Source organism: Nocardia araoensis NBRC 100135, assembly GCF_000308435.1.
Taxonomy (GTDB): domain Bacteria; phylum Actinomycetota; class Actinomycetes; order Mycobacteriales; family Mycobacteriaceae; genus Nocardia; species Nocardia araoensis.
This window is the reverse complement of the sequence record NZ_BAFR01000132.1, coordinates 1-18,519: the sequence shown is the minus strand read 5'-3', so window position 1 is coordinate 18,519 and position 18,519 is coordinate 1. Positions and strand designations below refer to the sequence as shown.

Genomic DNA, 18,519 nt, shown 5'->3' with positions numbered 1-18,519 from the left:
TACCATCGCAGGGTGGCCCGGTTGCTGATCATCCATCACACGCCGTCCCCGCACATGCAGGCGATGTTCGAGGCCGTCGTCTCCGGTGCCACCGACCCCGAGATCGAGAACGTGGAGGTCGTGCGCCGCGCCGCGCTGGCCGTCACCGCCTCCGACGTCCTGGCCGCGGACGGATACCTGCTGGGCAGCCCGGCGAACCTGGGATACATGAGTGGCGCGCTCAAGCACGCGTTCGACACGTTCTATTACCCGTGCCTCGACTCCACGCGCGGGCGTCCGTACGGCTTGTACCTGCACGGCAACGAAGGCACCGAGGGCGCCGAGCGCGGGGTGGCGAGCATCACCACCGGTCTGGGGTGGGAGCAAGCCGCAGCCGCGGTCGTGGTCTCCGGTCCGCCTGCCAAGGAGGACGTGCAGCGATGCTGGGAGCTGGGCGCCACGCTCGCGGCCGGGCTCATGCCGTGAAGCCCCCGAATTCTGGTGTCTGACCATGGCACACCATTGCCCGGCATACTGTCTGCGATTGTTGTCGCGGTGGGGATGAGGACGAGTAGCTCGGGATGGGAGAACCAGGTGACCTGGGCCGAAGGCAATGAGAACACCCCGCGGCGAATCGGATTGGTCGAGGACCACGAATCGGTCGCGATCGGTCTCGCCGCGATGCTCGCGCGGGAAAAGGATCTCGATCTGGTGCTGACCGCGGGCACCGTCCCGGAACTGCTGGCCGCCGCCGACGGCGCGCCGAAGCTGGATCTCGTGGTGCTGGACCTGCGGCTGGCCGACGGGTCCTCGCCCGAGGACAACGTGCGCGCCCTGCGTGACCGCGGCATCGAGGTGCTGGTCTTCACCGGCGCGGACAACGCTTTCCTGGTGCGTTCCGCCGCGCGCGCCGGCGTGCTGGGTGTGGTGCGCAAGTCCGAGGACGTGCCGACCGTCGTCGCCGCCGTGCGCCGTGCGGCCAGCGGCGAACAGGTGGTCACCACCGACTGGGCGGCCGCCATCGATGGCGATCCGCAGTTGTCCGACGTGGGTCTGAGCCCGCGCCAGGAGGAAGTGCTCACGCTGTACGCGTCCGGTGAGAAGGCATCGCGGGTCGCGCGGTTGACCGGTCTGTCCGAGCAGACGGTCAACGACTATCTCGGCCGGATCCGCCAGAAGTACGCCGATGCCGGTCGTCCGGCGCCCACCAAGACCGACCTGTACAAGCGGGCGGTGGAGGACGGGTGGTTGCCGGTTCCCGAGCGGCAGTCGCGCGGATGATCACGTCCAGCATGCTGGACACCCCGAAACACCCGCGCTCCCTCCCGCGCGACCGGCCGCGCGCGAGCCGTTGGCGTCGCGGAGTCATGGCGCTGTCCAGGGAGAAAGCCTCCGAGGGCGCCGCCGACCGCATCCTGCGCCGGTTCGGCTTCGCCATCGGCGTCGCGGGCGTGATCGCCGCGATCGTGGAGCTGCCCGAGATCGCCGATCAGAGCCGTTTCGTGCCCGTACGGTGGACGGTCGTCGAGGTGGCCCTGGCTTTCGGGCCGTTCCCGGTGCTCGCGATCGTCTCGGTCGGCATGAGCACGCGCGTGATCCAGCGGGTGGCCGGTGCGGCGGCGGTGAGTTTCCTCGGGGCGATGGCGGTGGTTCCGCTGGCGTATGCGGTGCCGAATGCCGAAGGGGCGGCGTCGGTGTGGTTGTACCGGGTGCTGGCGTTGGGCGTTCTCGCCGCCGTGCTCGCCTGGCGTCCGCCGCTGGCCGTGGCCTACCTGGTGGTGGGCGCGGCGTTCAGCGCGCTGGCCAACCTGGTCGTGCTGCGGGAGACCACCGCGCTCGCGCTGCTCGGCGACTTCGCCAGGGCGGCCGGGCTGAGCGCGCTGTTCCTGTGGTGTGTGATCTATGCCAGGGCGGCGGCGGCCCGAGTGGATCGTGAGTCGGCGATCGAGAGCAGCCGCGCGGCGGCGGTCGCGGGCGCGGCGGCCAGGGAACGGGAGCGCGCGCGATTCGCCGCTCTGATCCACGACGCGGTGCTGTCCACCCTCTTGGATGCCTCGCGGGCCGGGACCGAATCTCCGGTGCTACGCCGCCAAGCCGAACGGACCTTGGAACAACTCGACGAATGCCGGGTCGCCGAGACCGAACCCGACCGCCTGGACGCGCAATCCGCGATCGGGTTCCTCCGCTCGGCCGTGCACGAGGTGAACCCCGGCATTCGGTTCACCACGCGGCGCTGGGCCGGATTCGACGATCTGCACCTGCCGGTAGATGCCGCGAGCACCATCGCGGCCGCGCTGGCCGAGGCGGTGCGCAACAGTCTGCGGCACGCCACCGTCGTCGGGCGGGAGGTGCGCCGGACTGTCACAGTGACGATCAGCGCGGGCGGGATCCGTGTGGTGTTCCGCGACGACGGCGCCGGTTTCGACCTGAGTCGGGTGCCCGTCGATCGGCTCGGCATCTCCGTGAGCATCCTGGGCCGGATGCGTCAGCTGGCCGGCGGCGCCGGGTTCGTGGAATCCGAGCCGGGCGAGGGCACGACCGTGACGCTGGTGTGGGGCGGAAATGGCTGAGCCGGAAACCGAATTCGCGCTGCGCGATCTGCTCGGGCTCCGCGACCGGGCGGCCTGGTTGTTCCTGGTCGTGCTCGAAGCGACCATCGTGCTGTACATGGTCCGGAACTTCTCGGAATCGCCGGTGGCCGCGGCGGTCGCGGCGCTGGTGGTGCTGGCGCTGGCCGGTGTCGTGGTGGTGGCGGCGCCGACCGACCCGCTGCCATGGCGCGCGACCGTGTTCGTCGCCGCTTCCGGCCCGCTGGCGACCATCCTGACCTCGTTCGATGTGGAGCACGGCTGGTCGAAGCAGGTATGGACGGCGTTCGCCGCGTCCTATGTGCTGGCCGTGCTCGTGCTGCGCGGTCGCTTGGCCGCGGCCTGGCTCGGTGTCGCGGGCATCGGCGTGGTGATCGCGGTGGTCGGTGTGGTGGCGGGCCTGCGGGTGGGCGTGGTCGTCGGTTCGATCGTGCCGGTCGCGACGGTCGCCGGGGTTTCCCTGTTCGCCGCGGTCATGCGGCCCACCCAGCGGTCGCTGCGGTTGCTGCGCGAGGAAGCGGCCATGCGCGCCGCCGCCGAGGCCGCGATGGTGGCGGAGAACTCCGAACGCACCCGTCAGCTGGCTCGGCTGGACGCGGTGGCGCGCCCGATCCTGGAACGCATCGCCGACGGCGACGAACTCACCGCCGCCGACCGGGAACAGTGCAGGCTCCTGGAAGCCGAACTCCGGGATGGACTTCGGGCCCCGCAGCTGGCCACCGACCAGCTCAGCAGTGCCGCCCGCGGGGCACGCTCCCGCGGTGTCGAGGTGGTCCTGCTCGACGACGGCGGCTTCACCGGCGTTCCGCACCGGGTGCGGCAGCAGGTGATCGACGCCGCCACCAGGGAACTGGACGCCGCCAACGACGGTTCGGTCACCGTCCGCATCCTCCCCACCGGCCGCCGCATCCTGGCCACCGTCCTGGCCACCGCGTCGGACCGCGACCGCCGCACCGAGATCGACGCCACGGGTACGGTCACGGTGTCGACCTGACGTGTCGGTGGGGCATGGCATCGTTTCCCGCATGCGGAAGATGGGTGCTGCGGCGGCGCGGCGAACGGCGTTGGCGGCGCAGGGCTTCGGGGCACGCAGGCCCGCTCGGGTCACGCGGCGGACGGTGCTCGGGGTCGTGGACCGAACGCAGCTGCTGCAACTGGATTCGGTGTCGGCGGTGGTGCGGGCGCATTACGCGCCGGTGTTCAGCCGGATCGGGCCCTACGACCGCACGCTCCTGGATCAGGCCGCGTGGAGCAACGGCTCGCGGCGGCCACGGTCGCTCGTCGAGTATTGGGCGCACGAGGCCGCGCTCATCCCGGTCGAGGATTGGCCGCTGCTGCGCTGGCGGATGCGGCGGTACGAGCACGGGCGCTGGTCGGGCATGCGCAAGGTGGTCGAGCGCAACCCCACCCTCGGCAAGGACATCTTGGACGTGATCACCGCGGTCGGCCCGGCCACCGCGGGCGAGGTGGAGCGTCACCTGGAGCTGGACAAGCCGCGCCCGAAGGGCTCCTGGTGGAATCTCAGCGATACGAAGATGATCTGCGAGCAGCTCTTCGCGGCGGGCGCGTTGTCGGTGGCCACGCGCGTGGGGTTCACCAGGCACTACGACCTGACCGAGCGGGTGCTACCCGCGGACGTGCTGGCCCGCGACGTCGCCGAGCCGGACGCCGTCCGTGAACTCGTGCTGCGTGCCGCCACCGCGCACGGCATCGGCACCGAAGCGGACCTGCGCGACTACTACCGGTTGCAACGCACGCAGACCGAACCGGCCATCGCCGATCTGGTGGGCGCGGGGGAACTGATCCCGGTGGAGGTGGCGGGCTGGGGGAAACCGGCTTATCTGCGGGCGGGCACGCCGACGCCGCGTCGTATCGAAGGCACCGCACTGCTGTGCCCGTTCGACCCGCTCATCTTCTTCCGCGCCCGCACGGAGCGGATCTTCGATTTCCACTACCGCATCGAGATCTACACCCCCGAACACAAACGGGTGCACGGGTACTACGTCTTCCCGTTCCTGCTCGACGGCGAACTCGTCGGCCGCGTCGATCTGCGGGCGGAACGCGCGAACGGCCGGTTGTGGGTGCCCGCCGCGTTCGCCGAGCCCGGGTACGACACCGCGGCCACCGCGCACGCGCTCGGCGGCGCGCTGCGCGAACTCGCCGACTGGCTCGAACTGGACGAGGTCGTCATCGGCGATCGCGGCAATCTCGCCGCGTTGCTGTAGCGCGACCGGTCAGATGTCTCGTTTGGGCCCGTACCCGCGCATCTGGTCGCGCAAGGCCCCGTGGACGGCGCTGGACAGCCACGAGTTCAGGGACTGACCGCTCTGTGCGGCAGCCTCTTCCGCGCGCGCCTTCATCTGTTCCACCAGCCGCAGCGTGACCCTGCTGATGTCTCCGGTCATCTCCTCGAACGAGGGGGACTCCTCGCCCACGGTGCTCTTGCGCACATCGATGGAGGCGTCGGTGCCGTCCACCGAGACGTGTACCGTGCGGTCGCCGAGCGCGGCGCTGACCTCGGCGGCGAGGTCCGACAGCGCGGCAAGCAGCACCAAGCGGGCCGGGCCTTCCGTCGCCGCGGCCAGTGCGGCCGCCGTGGCCTGGGTCTTCTCGTCACCGAGCGCCGCGGCGGCGATCAGGTTGTCCCGCAGCTGACTGGTGTACTTGTTCAAATCCATGACGCCAGTGTGACATCATTTCTGATGTCGGGAAAGCGGCAATATGACATCATCACGCCGTCGGCGATATGGATTCGCGTCCTTGTTGCGGCCTGATCGCCGACGACGGTGTCGAGGGCGTGTCCGAGACCGGGTAGCCTTTCTGACCATGAAGAACGGTGAATCGACGCCAACGGAGCTGCGTGCGTCCGGCACGGTAGGTGTCGCGATGGTGACCCCCTTCAGCGCCGACGGCAAGCTCGACGTCGATGCCGGGGTCGCGCTCGCGGCCCGCCTGGTCGATCGCGGCGTCGACCTGCTCGCGATCTCGGGAACCACCGGTGAATCGCCCACCACCACCGAATCGGAGAAGGCCGATCTGCTGCGTGCCGTCGTCGACGCCGTCGGCAAGCGCGCGACCGTGATCGCCGGTGCCGGCACCTACGACACCGCGCATTCGATCGAGCTCGCCCGCAATGCGCAGCGGGCGGGTGCACACGGTTTGCTCGTGGTGACGCCGTATTACTCCCGGCCCTCCCAAGAGGGGCTGGTCGCTCATTTCACCGCCGTCGCGGATGCCACCGATCTGCCGGTCACCCTGTACGACATCCCGGGACGGTCGGTGGTGCCGATCGCCAGCGACACCATCCGCAAGCTCGCCGAGCACCCCCGCATCGTCGCGGTCAAGGACGCCAAGGGCGACCTGAACATGGGCGCCGAGCTCATCGCGAGCACCGGTCTGACGTTCTACTCCGGCGACGACGCGCTCAACCTGCCCTGGCTGTCGGTCGGCGCGGCCGGATTCATCAGCGTCATCGGGCATCTCGTGCCCGAACGGCTGCGCGCGCTGCTGGAGGCGTACACGGCGGGCGAGGTCGTACGCGCCCGCGAGATCAACACCACCCTGCTGCCGCTGCACGCCGCGATGGCCAGGCTGGGCGGCGTCGCGATGAGCAAGGGCGGATTGCGGCTGCTCGGTGTGGAGGTCGGCGAACCGCGGCTGCCGCAGTTGATGCCGACCGGCGCGCAGCTGGAGGGGCTTGCCGCGGACCTGCGAGCGGTCGGAGTGCTTTCGTGAGCGAGTCCCTACCCCGGCGCCGCCGCGGCGCGTCCCGTCCCGCGGGAGCACCCGCCCCCGCCGCACCGGTGGAGCAGGCGGCACCGGCCGTGCCCGCGGAGGCCGCCGCGCTGCCCGAGGCTCCGCGCGCCGAGACGACGGCGGCCGCGGTACCGGCCGAGGAGCCCGCGCGCGTGCAGGCGCGCAGAGGCGCCAAGGATGCGGGGCCACGTCGAGCGGGTCGCGGACGGGGACAGTCCGGCGCGCGACGGGTCGAAGAGCCTGCGGCGCAACCGCATCCGGTCGCCGCGCACGACCGGCTCGGCGCTCCGCCCGCCCTGCCCGACAACGGCCTGCGCGTGGTCGCCCTCGGCGGCATCGGCGAAATCGGCCGCAACATGACGGTTTTCGAGTACGGCGGCAAGCTGCTGATCGTCGACTGCGGCGTGCTGTTCCCGGAGGACCAGCAGCCGGGCGTCGATTTGATCCTGCCGGACTTCCGCCCCATCGAGGACCGGATCGACGACGTGGTGGCCGTCGTGCTCACGCACGGACACGAGGACCACATCGGCGCGGTGCCGTTCCTGCTGCGGCTGCGGCCGGACATCCCGGTCGTCGGCTCGAAGTTCACCTTGGCGCTGGTCGCCGCGAAGTGCCGGGAGCACCGTTTGCACCCGAAGCTGATCGAAGTGACCGAGGGGCAGCACACCACACACGGCCCGTTCGGCTGCGAGTACTTCGCGGTCAACCACTCCATTCCCGACGCGCTCGCCGTCGCCATCCGCACGCCGGCCGGCGTCGCCCTGCACACCGGTGACATCAAGCTCGACCAGCTTCCGCTGGACGGGCGGCTCACCGACCTGGCCGGGTTCTCCCGGCTCGGCGACGAGGGCGTCGACCTGTTCCTGGTCGACTCCACCAACGCCGAGGTCCCCGGTTTCGTCACGCCGGAGCGCGAGATCGGCGGCGTGCTGGACTCGGTGATCGGCAAGGCGAACGGCCGGGTCATCGTCGCGTCCTTCGCCAGTCATGTGCACCGCATCCAGCAGGTCGTCGACGTGGCCCAGAAGTACGGGCGGCGAGTGTGTTTCGTCGGCCGCTCGATGGTCCGCAATATGCAGATCGCCCAGGACCTGGGCTATCTCACCGTGCCGGAGGGCGTGGTCGTCGACCTCGATGTCGCCGCCACCCTGCCCAGCCACCGCCTGGTGCTGATCTCCACGGGTTCGCAGGGCGAGCCGCTGTCGGCGCTGTCGCGCATGGCGCGCGGCGACCACCGGCAGATCAACATCCGTCCCGACGACCTGGTGGTGCTGGCCTCCTCGCTCATCCCCGGGAACGAGAACTCGGTGTTCGCGGTGGTGAACGGCTTGGCTCGGCTCGGAGCCACGGTGATCACCCAGCAGAACGCCAAGGTGCACGTCTCCGGGCACGCCTCGGCGGGCGAGTTGCTGTACCTGTACAACGCGGTGCGGCCGACCAACGCGATGCCGGTGCACGGCGAGTGGCGCCATCTGCGCGCGAACGCGGCTCTGGCGGTGGCGACCGGGGTGCCGCAGGAGCGGGTGGTGCTCGCCGAGGACGGCGTGGTCGTCGACCTGGTCGACGGCATCGCCTCGATTGTCGGCCGGGTGCCGGTGGGCCACGTGTACGTCGACGGGCTGTCGGTGGGCGATGTCGGGGAATCGACGCTGTCGGACCGGCTGGTGCTCGGTGAGGGCGGTTTCATCGCCATCACCGTCGCCATCGACGAGACCACCGGCAAGGCGGTGAGCACTCCGGAGCTGAGCGGACGCGGCTTCTCCGACGATCCCACCGCACTGCTCGACGCCGCGGAACTGGTGGAAGCCGAACTGCTGCGGCTGGCGGGCGAAGGCGTCACCGATACCCACCGCATCGCGCAGGGCGTGCGCCGGGTGGTGGGTCGCTGGGTGGCCGAAACCTACCGTCGTCGTCCGATGATCGTGCCGACCGTCATCGGGGTCTGATCTCCTCGACAGCGAAAAGCGCCGGACAGCTCAGCTGTCCGGCGCTTTCGAGCATCAGCGGGCCTTACTCCTGGCAGGCCGCGGACTCGATCTTCGCGCTCTTGACGATGTTGCAGGCGAAGGTGTGGTCGACCTTCCACTGGCCGCCCTCGGACACGAACTGGATGAAGGCGTCGTCCACCGGGGTGCCGTCGATGGTGACCTTGGCGTCGGCCTTGAGCTTGCCGTCCTTCGGGTCGCCGACGTTGGTGACCTCGACGGTGACCTTCTGCTTCTTCGCGGCGTCGACGAGATTGGCCACCAGGTAGGGATCCTGCTCGGCGGCCTGGATCCAGCTGATCTTCTCGGTGTTCGGCACGTTGGGGTCGAACGCCTTCTCGCAGCCGCTCGTTGAGCTGCTGCGCGGTGGGCTTCGGCAGTGCGGGCGAGGACGGCGTGGTCGGCGCGGAGCCGGCCTCCTTGTCGCCCTTGTCCGAGCCGCCCTCCAACTCACCAGCCGCGTGGCCGGGGTTGGGGCTGGTGCTCGTGGACGAGGAGTCGTCGTTGGATGCGCAGGCGGTCAGCGAGCAGGCCAGTGCGGTGAGGACGACGGCCACGGTGGTCCGGAAAGTGCGGTGCTTCACGTTGTTTCCTTCGACTCGAAGTCCGGGCGTCAGCCGTGGTTGGACGTGCAGTTCCAGTGCACGATGTAGGCATCGGAATCGTTGTGCGCCAGAGCCTGGCCCTGCGCGCTGCGCCGCGACGACGCATACCCCCAGCTCCAGGTGCCGGTGCCACTGGAGTACGCCACGGCGCCGCAGCCGTTGCGGAACCAGACCACCGACTGGCAATCACCTGCGCCGCAGGAGCTGATCGCGCGTTGCTCCGCGGCGGCCGAGCTCGGGTAGTCGTAGGAGTACCCGATCAAACCGGTGGAGGTGGACAGCGCGATCGCGCCGTAGTTGTTGGTGTAGGCGTTCGCGGTGGGCGCGCTGACAGCCAGCGCGGCGCCTACCGCCGCGAGCGCGGCCACACCGGTAGCAAACTTCTTCACGAGGATTTGCCCCTTCTTGTCATTGGCCCACGACCCGATGGACCGAGTGACAAGGTACAGAGCCGATTCTCATTACGCTAGCCGGAGATTTCCCGGCAGGGAGAGTGGCGAACGTCGTGATACGGACGCGTATCGGTCGGCGTGGTGCCCAGTGTGGCGCACGGGCACCCGCCCCGCAACTGGGACGCCGATGCTTCCGCGGCCCTCCTGCGGGTGAAACTCGATGTTGTGCAACGTCATCGGATCTCCGTTCCGAACGGCGCCGCAGCGCGGCACGGCCCTCGGTGCCGTGGTCGGCCGCGCGCCGCGGGGAGATCCCGATGCCGGGATCGCCCGGTGCGCCGCGGTTGCGGTGAGCGCGGTGCGTCGTGCCGCGCGACGGCTCGGCCGAGTGGTCGGTATGTTCGGGGTGTGACCATGGCACAGCGGGAACGCCGGGGAATCGTCGAGGCGATGGCGGCGGCGGGACCGGAGGCGCGGACGCTCTGCGGCACCTGGACGGTGCGGGATCTGGCCGCGCACTTGGTGGTCCGCGAACGGCGGCCGGATGCCGCGCCGGGCATCCTGCTGAAGCCGTTCGCGGGGTATCTCGAGCGTGTACGGGCGAAGGCGGCAGGCAAGCCGTTCCCCGAACTGCTGGAGCAGGTGCGTATCGGCCCGCCGTGGTGGTCGCCGCTGCGGCCGGTCGACGCCGTGGTCAATCTGTCGGAGATGTTCGTCCATCACGAGGACGTGCGCCGCGCCGAGCCCGGTTGGCAGCCGCGCGAACTGCCCGCCGCCGACGAGGATCAACTGTGGTCGGTGCTGCGCAAGATGGCCAGGATGGCCTACCGCAAGGCGCCGGTCACGGTCGAGTTGGTGACGCCGGACGGCAGACGCACGGTGGTGCGGTCCGCGTCCGACGACGTCGTCACGCTCACCGGAAGGCCGTCGGAACTGGTGTTGCACGCCTTCGGCCGGGACGAAGTGCGGCTGCAGACCGCCGGATCCCCGGAGGCGGTCCGGGCGCTGGCCGAGTCGGACCGATCGGTCTGATTTCACTGCCATCGCCCCGTCCCGGGGAACCGGTGACCGGCGAAAAGCCGTGCGAGGCGGAACGGCACCAGTGTTGCGGATGGTCCGGATGGGGCGATTGCGGCTAGCCTGGGGCCATGGCAGGTAAGTCCCGCAGCACCACGACCAGTCGGGCGCGGGCGGGATCGGCGCGGGGGAGGACTACCACGGCGCGGTCTCGCGCGGCCACCCCCCGCACGGCGACGCCCAGGGCGACCGCCACGCCCCGCAGGCGCACCACCTCGGCCCGGCGCCCGGTGCGCCGTCCTTCCAACACGGCTCCGCTCACGGTGATCACCCAGGGCATCGGCAGCGGCTGGACGATGTTGGCCCGCGGGCTCGGTGCGACCACGCGCGCCCTGAGCCGCGCGGGCGAGATCGAACACGGACATCGGCGCGACGGCGTCGCGCTCGCGCTGATCGCGCTGAGCGCCGTGATCGCGGCGGCGGTCTGGTTGTCGGCAGGCGGCCCCATCGGCCACCTGGTGGAGGACGTGATCCGCGCGATCTCCGGATCGGCCTCCGCCGCCCTGCCGTTCGTCGCCTCCGGCATCGCCGTCGTCCTGATGCGCACCGAACCGCGCCCCGAGATCCGGCCGCGGCTGGTGCTGGGTGGCCTACTGATCGGCCTGCCGGTCCTCGGGCTGTGGCACATCGCCGCGGGCGCCCCCACCGACGCGCACGGGCGTTCCAGGGCGGCCGGTTTCGTCGGCCTCGTGACCGGCGGTCCGCTGACCGACGGCCTCACCGCCTGGCTCTCGGTACCGATCCTGTTGCTGGCCATCGTCTTCGGCGCGCTGCTGGTGACCGGGACGACGGTGCGCGAGGTGCCCGCCAAGCTGCGTCGCTACCTCGGTACCGAGACCGGCGAATTCGACGGCGAGCGCAGGGACTACGACCCGGCCGACTACGACGCCGACGGATTCCCGGTGCATCGCGCCACCACCAAGCGTCGCGGCCGCACGCCCGCGGAGAACTACCCGCCCGACGAGTTCGGCGATCCCGACGCGGTCACCGAATCGCTCGGCGAACCACCGCTGCGCGACGCCAAGCAGATCGCGGCCGAGGAACCCGCGCCGAAACCGAAGCCGAAGAAGCAGCGCCCCGCCGCGGTGGTGGAGGATCAGACACCGCCGCCGCCGAAACAGCTGGAGTTCGTCACCGACCGCGAGGTCGAAGGCGACTACACGCTGCCGCCGTTGTCGCTGCTGACCGACGGGGATCCGCCCAAGAAACGCAGCGCCGCCAACGAATCGATGATCGAGGCGATCACCGAGGTGCTGGTGCAGTTCAAGATCGACGCCGCGGTGACGGGGTTCGTCCGCGGCCCGACGGTGACGCGCTACGAGGTCGAGCTCGGTCCCGGCGTGAAGGTGGAGAAGATCACCGCGCTGGCGCGCAACATCGCCTACGCCGTCGCGACCGAGAACGTCCGGCTGCTCGCCCCGATCCCCGGCAAGTCCGCCGTCGGCATCGAGGTGCCCAACGCCGACCGTGAGCTGGTCCGTCTCGCCGACGTGCTCAAGGCGCCCGCCACCCGCAACGACCACCATCCGCTGGTGATCGGTCTGGGCAAGAACATCGAGGGCGAGTTCGTCTCCGCGAATCTGGCCAAGATGCCGCACCTGCTGGTCGCGGGTTCCACCGGCTCGGGTAAATCCAGCTTCGTGAACTCGATGCTGGTGTCGCTGTTGCAGCGGGCGACACCGGACGAGGTCCGGATGATCCTGATCGACCCGAAGATGGTGGAACTGACTCCCTACGAGGGCATTCCGCACCTGATCACGCCGATCATCACGCAGCCGAAGAAGGCGGCGGCCGCGCTGGCCTGGCTGGTCGAGGAGATGGAGCAGCGCTACCAGGACATGCAGGCCAACAAGGTGCGCCACATCGACGACTTCAACAAGAAGGTGAAGTCGGGGGCGATCACCGCGCCGCTGGGCAGCGAACGGGTCTACCGGCCCTACCCGTACATCCTGGCCATCGTCGACGAGTTGGCCGATCTCATGATGACCGCTCCGCGCGACGTGGAGGACGCCATCGTCCGCATCACCCAGAAGGCCCGTGCGGCCGGTATCCACCTCGTGCTGGCCACCCAGCGGCCCTCGGTGGACGTGGTGACCGGTCTGATCAAGACCAACGTCCCCTCCCGGCTCGCCTTCGCCACCTCCTCGCTGACCGATTCGCGCGTCATCCTCGACCAGCCCGGCGCGGAGAAGTTGATCGGCATGGGCGACGGCTTGTTCCTGCCGATGGGGGCGGGCAAGCCGACCCGGTTGCAGGGCGCGTTCATCAGCGACGAGGAGATCCACGGCGTCGTCGAGTTCACCAAGAATCAGGCGGCGCCGGAGTACCAAGAGGGCGTCACCGCAGCGAAGGCGGGCGAGAAGAAGGACGTCGACCCCGACATCGGCGACGATCTCGACGTCTTCCTGCAGGCGGTGGAACTCGTGGTCACTTCGCAGTTCGGGTCCACCTCCATGCTGCAGCGCAAGTTGCGCGTCGGCTTCGCCAAGGCGGGGCGGCTGATGGACCTCATGGAGACCCGAGGCGTGGTCGGCCCGAGCGAGGGTTCCAAGGCGCGCGGCGTGCTGGTGAAACCCGATGAGCTGGAAGGGTTGCTGTGGTCGATCCGCGGCGGCGGGGACGGCGGCGACCCCGCCGAGTCATCGGAGTGATCCGGCTGGTTCCCTCGGCGAGATTCGAACTCGCATCTACCGGAATCTAGGTCCGGCGCCTCTACCTGTTGGGCTACGAGGGATCGGTCGCACGAAAAAGGGGTCACTCCAGGCTGTTCGCCGCGGAGTGACCCCTTCTCGCTACGGGTCTGCGAAAGACACGTTTCAGGGGCGGCTCCGCGCGCTCATCCGCCGGAGGACGGACGAGACCCATAGCCCGGCGCGGGCATACGACGCACCGCTCGGCAACCCCTGCCGCCCAGCCGTCGTGGTCATCGTCGCGCCTTCCTGTGGTCTGTGATCTTCGCGGCTCAGAAATTAGCACCGGATGCCGGTGTTGGGAACCGCTTTTGCGTCGCGGACGACCCTACCCGGTTCAGTTCTTGCGTGCCTGGAGGGTATAGCTCAACGGCAGCCTCTCCGGATGCCGGGTCAGCCGCCATTCACCGTCCTGGCCCGCTGACATCAAGCCGGGCAACGCGTTCCACGGGACACTGCGATGTTCGACCAGGCCGGTCAGGGTGAGGCCCGCCGCCAGCAGTGCGCTGACGACCTCGCCGAGCCCGTGGTTCCATTCGTGCGTGGTGATCCGGGTGAACCGGACATCGGTCTCGACGTAGGTGGTGCCGTCCTGGAAGACCATCGGCTCGGGCGTCTCGAAGTACGGGTAGCCGACGACGAGCCTGCCGCCGTGGTCGTCGTCCATCGACCACAGCGCGGGATGGCCTTCCCGCAGGAACAGCCGTCCGCCCGGCCGCAACAGTTCGGCGACGACCTCCGCCCACCTGGCGACGCTCGGCAGCCAGCACAGCGCGCCGATGCCGGTGAACACCAGGTCGAATCGCGCGCCGCCGAGTGCGTCGACCGCGTCGTAGACGTCCGCTTCGGCGAAATCGATCGGCGTCGCGGTCCGCTCGGCCAGCAACCGAGCCTGCGCCAAGGAGGAGGGAGAGAAGTCGAGTCCGGTCATCGTCGCGCCGAGCCGCGCCAAGGACAGCGTGTCGGTGCCGATGTGGCACTGCAGGTGCACGCCGCGCAGGCCGGAGATGTCACCGAGCAGCGGAAGATCGAAGCGCACGACGTCGCTGAGGAAGGCGGGGTCGGTGACGAAGCGGTCGACCGCGTATTCGCGGGAGGCGGCGTGCGCGGGAGCGCGCTCGTCCCAGTTGGCGCGGTTGAGGGTGCGGTAGTCGTCGGCCACAAGCGACGACTGTGGCACGAACGACCGGGTGAACGCATGTGGAATTATGGGCGGCAATCAATCCGCTATCACGCAGTAACGGACAAATCGGGCATTATGGACATCATGTTCTTCGATCGGCACACCGTATGCACGTAACCGCACTCGAATGGGCGATCACCGTCGTGGTGATCCTCGGCCTGTTCGTCTTCGACTTCTTCGCCCATGTCCGCACCCCGCACGAACCGACGTTCCGGGAATCCGGGTTCTGGTCCGCGGTCTACATCGGGCTGGCGCTGGTGTTCGGCGGCGTGGTCGCCTGGCAGTGGGGCTCGACCTACGCCGGGGAGTACTACGCGGGCTTCGTCACCGAGAAGGCGCTCTCGGTGGACAATCTGTTCGTCTTTCTGATCATCATGTCCACCTTCGCGGTGCCGCGGATCTACCAGCAGAAGGTGCTGTTGATCGGCATCGTGCTCGCCTTGGCCATGCGCGGTGCGTTCATCGCCGTCGGCGCGGCCGCGATCAGCGCGTTCAGCTGGGTGTTCTATCTGTTCGGTCTGTTCCTCGTCTACACCGCGGTCAAGTTGTTGCGCGAGAGCGGACACGAGGTCGAGGTCGAGGAGAAACGCGACAGCCGGATCGTCGCGCTGGCCAAGCGGGTGCTGCCCACGACCGACGAGTACGACGGCGACAAGCTGATCACCAGGGTCGACGGACGCCGGGTGGTCACGCCGCTGTTGCTGGCGCTGCTCGCCATCGGGTTCGCCGACCTGCTCTTCGCGCTGGATTCGATCCCGGCCATCTACGGCCTGACCGAGCAGCCGTACCTGGTCTTCACCGCCAACGCGTTCGCGCTCATGGGCTTGCGACAGCTGTACTTCCTGATCGGCGGATTGCTCGACCGGCTGGTGTACCTGTCCTACGGGCTGGCGGCGATCCTCGCGTTCATCGGCGTGAAGCTGGTGCTGCACGCCCTGCACGAGAACACGCTGCCGTTCGTCAACGGCGGCGAGCACGTCGCGGTCCCGGAGATCTCCACGCCCGTCTCGCTGGGCGTGATCCTGGTCATCCTGGTGGTCGCGACGGTCGCCAGCCTGCTGCGCACACGGGTCCGAGCGGACCGGTAGCCGTCAGGGCGCGAAGGCGCCGAAGACCGGGGCCCATTCCACGGCGCGGACGTCATCGATGAGGTTCTGCCGGGCGAACGGATCCTGGGCGAGCAGGTCCTTCAACTGTCCCTCGTCCTGCGAGCGGAACAGCAGCAGCGCTCCGGACCCGTCCGGGTACGGACCGCTGCTGAGCAGGACGCCCGCCTCGAGCAGACCGGCCAGCCAGGCTCGGTGCTCGGGGCGGTGGACGTCGCGGCCCGCGACGGTGGCATCGGAGTAGACGTAGTGGACGGCGAAGATCGGCACGGGTATCGCTTCCTGTCGGGACGGACTCAGAGCGTCAGCAGCATCCGAGTATTGCCGAGCGTGTTCGGCTTCACGTAGCTCAAATCGAGGAACTCGGCCACACCGGTGTCGTAGGACCGGCACATCTCGGCGTACACCTCGGCGGTGACCGGCGTGCCGTCGATCTCGACGAAGCCGTGCCTGCCGAAGAACTCCACCTCGAAGGTCAGCACGAACACCCGTTCCAGTTCGAGCTCGCGGGCCACCGCGATCAGCCGCTGCACGATGAGTTTGCCCACACCGGCGCCCTTGACATCGGGGTGCACCGCGACCGTGCGCACCTCCCCGAGATCCGCCCACAGCACATGCAGCGCACCGCAGCCGACCACGTGACCGTCGAGTTCGGCGACCCAGAACTCCTGCACCGCCTCGTAGAGGGTGACCAGGTTCTTCTCCAGCAGGATGCGGCCCGCGTAGACGTCGACGAGGCGCTTGATCTCGGGCACGTCGGAGGTTCGCGCGCGTCGGACGACCGGGAGGGAACTCTGCGCGGCCGAAGCCGCGCCCCGATACGCGTCGCTGGTCGAACCACCTAGTGGTCCCCGAGAGGTCATGGGGTGCACAGTAGTCGGCCCGGCTACCGATAGTCTGAACGTGTGCCGCAGATCCACTCGTTCAGCTCACCGCATCGCGCCGGGCGGTGCGGCGGTATGACGAGGCGGCCGTGAGCGCGCCGACCGCCGGTGGGGCGAAGGCATGAGCGTGCAACCCGACGAGACGGACCGCCCCTGGAGCGCGCCCGCCCCGGCCCGTCCGGGCTTCGCGCCCGCGCAGGCGGAGAGCGGGCCGCCGTTGTTCAACATCGCGAACGTGCTCACCATGCTGCGCATCGCGATCGTGCCGCTGTTCGTCCTCGCGCTGTTCGCGGTAGATGGTCACCAGACCGGTTGGCGAATCGCCGCCGCGGCGCTGTTCGGCCTCGCCGCGATCACCGACCGGTTCGACGGGCAATTGGCTCGCAAATACGGGTTGGTGACCGATTTCGGGAAACTGGCCGATCCCATCGCGGACAAAGCGCTGATCGGTTCCGCGGTGATCGGCCTGTCGGTACTCGGGGATCTGGCCTGGTGGATCACCTTGGTGATCTGCGGCCGGGAGATCGGCGTCACATTGCTGCGCTTGATCGTCGTGCGGCGCGGAGTGATCCCCGCCGGGCGCGGCGGCAAGCTGAAGACACTGGTGCAATCACTGGCCATCGCCATGTTGCTGCTGCCGCTTTCGGGCTGGATCGCCGGGCTCGGCATGCTGCTGATGTACTCGGCGGTCGCGCTGACCGTGGCCACCGGCCTGGACTACGTCGGTCAGGCGGGGCGGGTGTGGTTCGCAGGCGGCCAGGGGCGGAACCGCGGCGCATGAGCGATCCACTGGTCGCCGAGGTGCCCGCCATCGAACTCGTTCGTGCGCTGGTGACCGTGCGGCAAACAGTGGCTACCGCGGAATCGCTGACCGCGGGCCTGCTCGCCGCGACAATCGCCGGGGTGCCGGGCGCGAGTGCCGTGCTGCGTGGCGGCCTGGTGGTGTACGCCACAGATCTCAAGCACAGCCTGGCGGGCGTCGACGCGGAGGTCCTCGCGGCCGAAGGTCCGGTGGCGGCGAGCACCGCCGAACAGCTGGCCGTCGGCGCTCGCACGCGCTGCGGCGCGGACTGGGGTGTCGGGCTGACCGGCGTGGCGGGTCCCGATTCGCAGGACGGGCACCCGGTCGGCACGGTCTTCCTCGGACTGGCCGGTCCCGGGCACACCGAGGTGATGCGGTTGAAACTCCCCGGCGACCGGTGGACGATCAGAATCGGTGCGACGCGCACGGCGGTGGCGGAATTGCTGCGGTGTGTGCGGGAGGCGGGCACGGACTCGGCCGACCGCGTCGGGCGGAGCGGCTGAGGTGACCCCGGCGGGAACCATCCGCCCCGGTTCCGACGTTGTGCCAGAAAGAACGGCATGCGTGGGGTCGAGAATCGCGTCGGCCCGGCGACCGGGAGCGAAGGAGAACGAGATGACGCTGCTGCGAGAGGCGATCGGGGACAGTCTGCGGCGTGCGCGTCTCGCCCAGAACCGGACCTTGCGCGAGGTGTCGACGTCGGCGCGGGTGAGCCTCGGCTATCTCTCCGAAGTCGAGCGGGGCCGCAAGGAGGCCTCCAGCGAATTGCTGGCCGCCATCTGCGAAGCGCTGGACGTGCCGCTATCGCGGGTGCTGTGGGATGTGAGCACGATCATGGCCGGCATCGACGGTGCGACGGCCGGTGCGCCCGCGGACGCGGCTGCCACGCCCGCGTCCGAGCCGGAGCGGACGGCGGCCGAACCCGCCGCGCAGGCCGAGCCCGCGCCCGCGACGGCCACCATGTCGGTGGCCGATGCGCCCGCGCGGCCGCTGCCGCTGGCGGAGGACACCCGGATCGTCATCCCCGCGCCACGATCGGACATGTTGGTCCTGGTGAAGGGTGCGTGACGGGCGAAGGGGCGCGGCCACGCCGGCAACGCTGCGGGCGGGGGCGGAAAGCGGATAGATTCTCCGTAGGCGTCGGTTGGGCCGGGTTCGCCCGGCCCGGGTGCCGGATGGTGGAGGATAGGCACATATCGAGTGCGTGACGGTCGCGCACTGGAGTCGCGCCCGAGCGCGGCATGTCAGATGGAGGCGGGATCAATCGATGGCTAATCCGTTCGTCAAGGCCTGGAAATACCTGATGGCCCTCTTCGATGCGAAGATCGAGGAGCACGCGGATCCGAAGGTCCAGATTCAGCAGGCTATCGAGGAAGCCCAGCGGCAGCACCAGGCCCTTTCGCAGCAGGCCGCGTCGGTCATCGGCAACCAGCGTCAGCTGGAGATGAAGCTGAACCGGCAGCTGGACGAAG

20 protein-coding genes and 1 tRNA gene are annotated in these 18,519 nt (G+C 69.5%); 14 read left to right on the top strand and 7 right to left on the bottom strand.

The window, feature by feature from the left end:
* Nucleotides 1-12: 12 nt before the first annotated feature.
* The 5 genes from ON21_RS18010 (at nucleotide 13) to ON21_RS17990 (ending at nucleotide 4,792) form a co-directional block, all read left to right on the top strand.
* Nucleotides 13-465: a flavodoxin family protein gene (locus tag ON21_RS18010; RefSeq protein ID WP_039799335.1), complete on the top strand. Its 453-nt coding sequence runs from the start codon at nucleotides 13-15 to the stop codon at nucleotides 463-465.
* 75 nt (nucleotides 466-540) lie between these two features.
* Nucleotides 541-1,260, top strand: a complete 720-nt coding sequence (locus ON21_RS18005) for a response regulator transcription factor (protein WP_051020914.1) — start codon at nucleotides 541-543, stop codon at nucleotides 1,258-1,260.
* Nucleotides 1,257-2,549, top strand: a complete 1,293-nt coding sequence (locus ON21_RS18000; RefSeq protein ID WP_039799333.1) for an ATP-binding protein — start codon at nucleotides 1,257-1,259, stop codon at nucleotides 2,547-2,549. The genes ON21_RS18005 and ON21_RS18000 overlap by 4 nt, the downstream gene beginning before the upstream one ends.
* Complete coding sequence (locus ON21_RS17995; protein WP_039799331.1) at nucleotides 2,542-3,561, top strand: DUF8320 family protein; 1,020 nt, start codon at nucleotides 2,542-2,544, stop codon at nucleotides 3,559-3,561. The genes ON21_RS18000 and ON21_RS17995 overlap by 8 nt, the downstream gene beginning before the upstream one ends.
* A 31-nt stretch (nucleotides 3,562-3,592) precedes the next feature.
* Nucleotides 3,593-4,792, top strand: coding sequence for a winged helix-turn-helix domain-containing protein (locus ON21_RS17990; RefSeq protein ID WP_039799370.1), 1,200 nt, complete (start codon nucleotides 3,593-3,595; stop codon nucleotides 4,790-4,792).
* Nucleotides 4,793-4,801: 9 nt separating this feature from the next.
* On the opposite strand, the gene ON21_RS17985 is transcribed toward ON21_RS17990, so the two are convergent.
* Nucleotides 4,802-5,245: a hypothetical protein gene (locus ON21_RS17985; RefSeq protein WP_039799330.1), complete on the bottom strand. Its 444-nt coding sequence runs from the start codon at nucleotides 5,243-5,245 to the stop codon at nucleotides 4,802-4,804.
* A 148-nt stretch (nucleotides 5,246-5,393) separates the two neighbouring features.
* Here ON21_RS17985 and dapA point away from each other — a divergent pair, with 148 nt between their 5' ends.
* Entirely contained in the window at nucleotides 5,394-6,302 is a 909-nt protein-coding gene (gene dapA / locus ON21_RS17980) for a 4-hydroxy-tetrahydrodipicolinate synthase (protein WP_039799328.1), read from the top strand.
* Nucleotides 6,299-8,269 carry a ribonuclease J gene (locus ON21_RS17975; RefSeq protein ID WP_039799327.1) on the top strand — a complete coding sequence of 657 codons (1,971 nt, stop codon included), beginning with the start codon at nucleotides 6,299-6,301 and terminating at the stop codon, nucleotides 8,267-8,269. Before dapA ends, ON21_RS17975 begins: the two co-directional genes overlap by 4 nt.
* A gap of 64 nt (nucleotides 8,270-8,333) precedes the next feature.
* Here ON21_RS17975 and ON21_RS40180 read toward each other — a convergent pair whose 3' ends face one another.
* Nucleotides 8,334-8,627, bottom strand: a complete 294-nt coding sequence (locus ON21_RS40180; protein WP_245562644.1) for an MTB12 C-terminal domain-containing protein — start codon at nucleotides 8,625-8,627, stop codon at nucleotides 8,334-8,336.
* Between the two features lie 294 nt (nucleotides 8,628-8,921).
* Entirely contained in the window at nucleotides 8,922-9,302 is a 381-nt protein-coding gene (locus ON21_RS17965; protein WP_245562643.1) for a DUF4189 domain-containing protein, read from the bottom strand.
* Between the two features lie 411 nt (nucleotides 9,303-9,713).
* Between ON21_RS17965 and ON21_RS17955 the strand changes: the two genes are divergently transcribed.
* A complete protein-coding gene (locus ON21_RS17955) occupies nucleotides 9,714-10,337 on the top strand; it encodes a TIGR03085 family metal-binding protein (protein WP_039799321.1) in 624 nt (207 codons plus the stop codon).
* Between the two features lie 116 nt (nucleotides 10,338-10,453).
* Nucleotides 10,454-13,033 (top strand): DNA translocase FtsK, encoded by a 2,580-nt coding sequence (locus ON21_RS17950; RefSeq protein WP_039799319.1) that lies wholly within the window; start codon nucleotides 10,454-10,456, stop codon nucleotides 13,031-13,033.
* A gap of 6 nt (nucleotides 13,034-13,039) precedes the next feature.
* Here ON21_RS17950 and ON21_RS17945 read toward each other — a convergent pair.
* Both ON21_RS17945 and ON21_RS17940 read right to left on the bottom strand, forming a co-directional pair.
* Nucleotides 13,040-13,116: transfer RNA gene (locus ON21_RS17945), tRNA-Leu, on the bottom strand.
* A 293-nt stretch (nucleotides 13,117-13,409) separates the two neighbouring features.
* Nucleotides 13,410-14,234 carry a class I SAM-dependent methyltransferase gene (locus tag ON21_RS17940; protein ID WP_039799317.1) on the bottom strand — a complete coding sequence of 275 codons (825 nt, stop codon included), beginning with the start codon at nucleotides 14,232-14,234 and terminating at the stop codon, nucleotides 13,410-13,412.
* A 128-nt stretch (nucleotides 14,235-14,362) separates the two neighbouring features.
* Here ON21_RS17940 and ON21_RS17935 point away from each other — a divergent pair, with 128 nt between their 5' ends.
* Nucleotides 14,363-15,343: a TerC family protein gene (locus tag ON21_RS17935; RefSeq protein ID WP_039799315.1), complete on the top strand. Its 981-nt coding sequence runs from the start codon at nucleotides 14,363-14,365 to the stop codon at nucleotides 15,341-15,343.
* 3 nt (nucleotides 15,344-15,346) lie between these two features.
* On the opposite strand, the gene ON21_RS17930 is transcribed toward ON21_RS17935, so the two are convergent.
* Nucleotides 15,347-15,631 carry a YciI family protein gene (locus tag ON21_RS17930; RefSeq protein WP_039799314.1) on the bottom strand — a complete coding sequence of 95 codons (285 nt, stop codon included), beginning with the start codon at nucleotides 15,629-15,631 and terminating at the stop codon, nucleotides 15,347-15,349.
* A gap of 26 nt (nucleotides 15,632-15,657) precedes the next feature.
* A complete protein-coding gene (locus ON21_RS17925; protein WP_083880702.1) occupies nucleotides 15,658-16,224 on the bottom strand; it encodes an amino-acid N-acetyltransferase in 567 nt (188 codons plus the stop codon).
* 142 nt (nucleotides 16,225-16,366) lie between these two features.
* Between ON21_RS17925 and pgsA the strand changes: the two genes are divergently transcribed.
* The 4 genes from pgsA to ON21_RS37185 all read left to right on the top strand — a co-directional run.
* The gene (gene pgsA, locus ON21_RS17920) at nucleotides 16,367-17,026 is read left to right on the top strand and encodes a CDP-diacylglycerol--glycerol-3-phosphate 3-phosphatidyltransferase (protein WP_039799311.1); all 660 of its coding nucleotides are present in this window, start codon (nucleotides 16,367-16,369) and stop codon (nucleotides 17,024-17,026) included.
* The gene (locus ON21_RS17915) at nucleotides 17,023-17,550 is read left to right on the top strand and encodes a CinA family protein (protein WP_039799310.1); all 528 of its coding nucleotides are present in this window, start codon (nucleotides 17,023-17,025) and stop codon (nucleotides 17,548-17,550) included. Before pgsA ends, ON21_RS17915 begins: the two co-directional genes overlap by 4 nt.
* Nucleotides 17,551-17,662: 112 nt before the next feature.
* Nucleotides 17,663-18,115 (top strand): helix-turn-helix domain-containing protein, encoded by a 453-nt coding sequence (locus ON21_RS17910; RefSeq protein ID WP_039799309.1) that lies wholly within the window; start codon nucleotides 17,663-17,665, stop codon nucleotides 18,113-18,115.
* 199 nt (nucleotides 18,116-18,314) lie between these two features.
* On the top strand, nucleotides 18,315-18,519 hold a 205-nt coding region (locus ON21_RS37185; RefSeq protein ID WP_174372180.1), incomplete at its 3' end, for a PspA/IM30 family protein.

Excerpts from the sequence above, each read along its gene's own strand:
- ON21_RS17915 (WP_039799310.1), top strand. The coding sequence starts at position 17,023 with ATGAGCGATCCACTGGTCGCCGAGGTGCCCGCCATCGAACTCGTTCGT.
- ON21_RS17995 (WP_039799331.1), top strand. The coding sequence starts at position 2,542 with ATGGCTGAGCCGGAAACCGAATTCGCGCTGCGCGATCTGCTCGGGCTC.
- ON21_RS17990 (WP_039799370.1), top strand. The coding sequence starts at position 3,593 with ATGCGGAAGATGGGTGCTGCGGCGGCGCGGCGAACGGCGTTGGCGGCG.
- ON21_RS18000 (WP_039799333.1), top strand. The coding sequence starts at position 1,257 with ATGATCACGTCCAGCATGCTGGACACCCCGAAACACCCGCGCTCCCTC.
- ON21_RS17950 (WP_039799319.1), top strand. The coding sequence starts at position 10,454 with ATGGCAGGTAAGTCCCGCAGCACCACGACCAGTCGGGCGCGGGCGGGA.
- ON21_RS17925 (WP_083880702.1), bottom strand. The coding sequence starts at position 16,224 with ATGACCTCTCGGGGACCACTAGGTGGTTCGACCAGCGACGCGTATCGG.
- ON21_RS17910 (WP_039799309.1), top strand. The coding sequence starts at position 17,663 with ATGACGCTGCTGCGAGAGGCGATCGGGGACAGTCTGCGGCGTGCGCGT.
- ON21_RS18005 (WP_051020914.1), top strand. The coding sequence starts at position 541 with ATGAGGACGAGTAGCTCGGGATGGGAGAACCAGGTGACCTGGGCCGAA.
- ON21_RS17985 (WP_039799330.1), bottom strand. The coding sequence starts at position 5,245 with ATGGATTTGAACAAGTACACCAGTCAGCTGCGGGACAACCTGATCGCC.
- ON21_RS17935 (WP_039799315.1), top strand. The coding sequence starts at position 14,363 with ATGCACGTAACCGCACTCGAATGGGCGATCACCGTCGTGGTGATCCTC.
- dapA (WP_039799328.1), top strand. The coding sequence starts at position 5,394 with ATGAAGAACGGTGAATCGACGCCAACGGAGCTGCGTGCGTCCGGCACG.
- pgsA (WP_039799311.1), top strand. The coding sequence starts at position 16,367 with ATGAGCGTGCAACCCGACGAGACGGACCGCCCCTGGAGCGCGCCCGCC.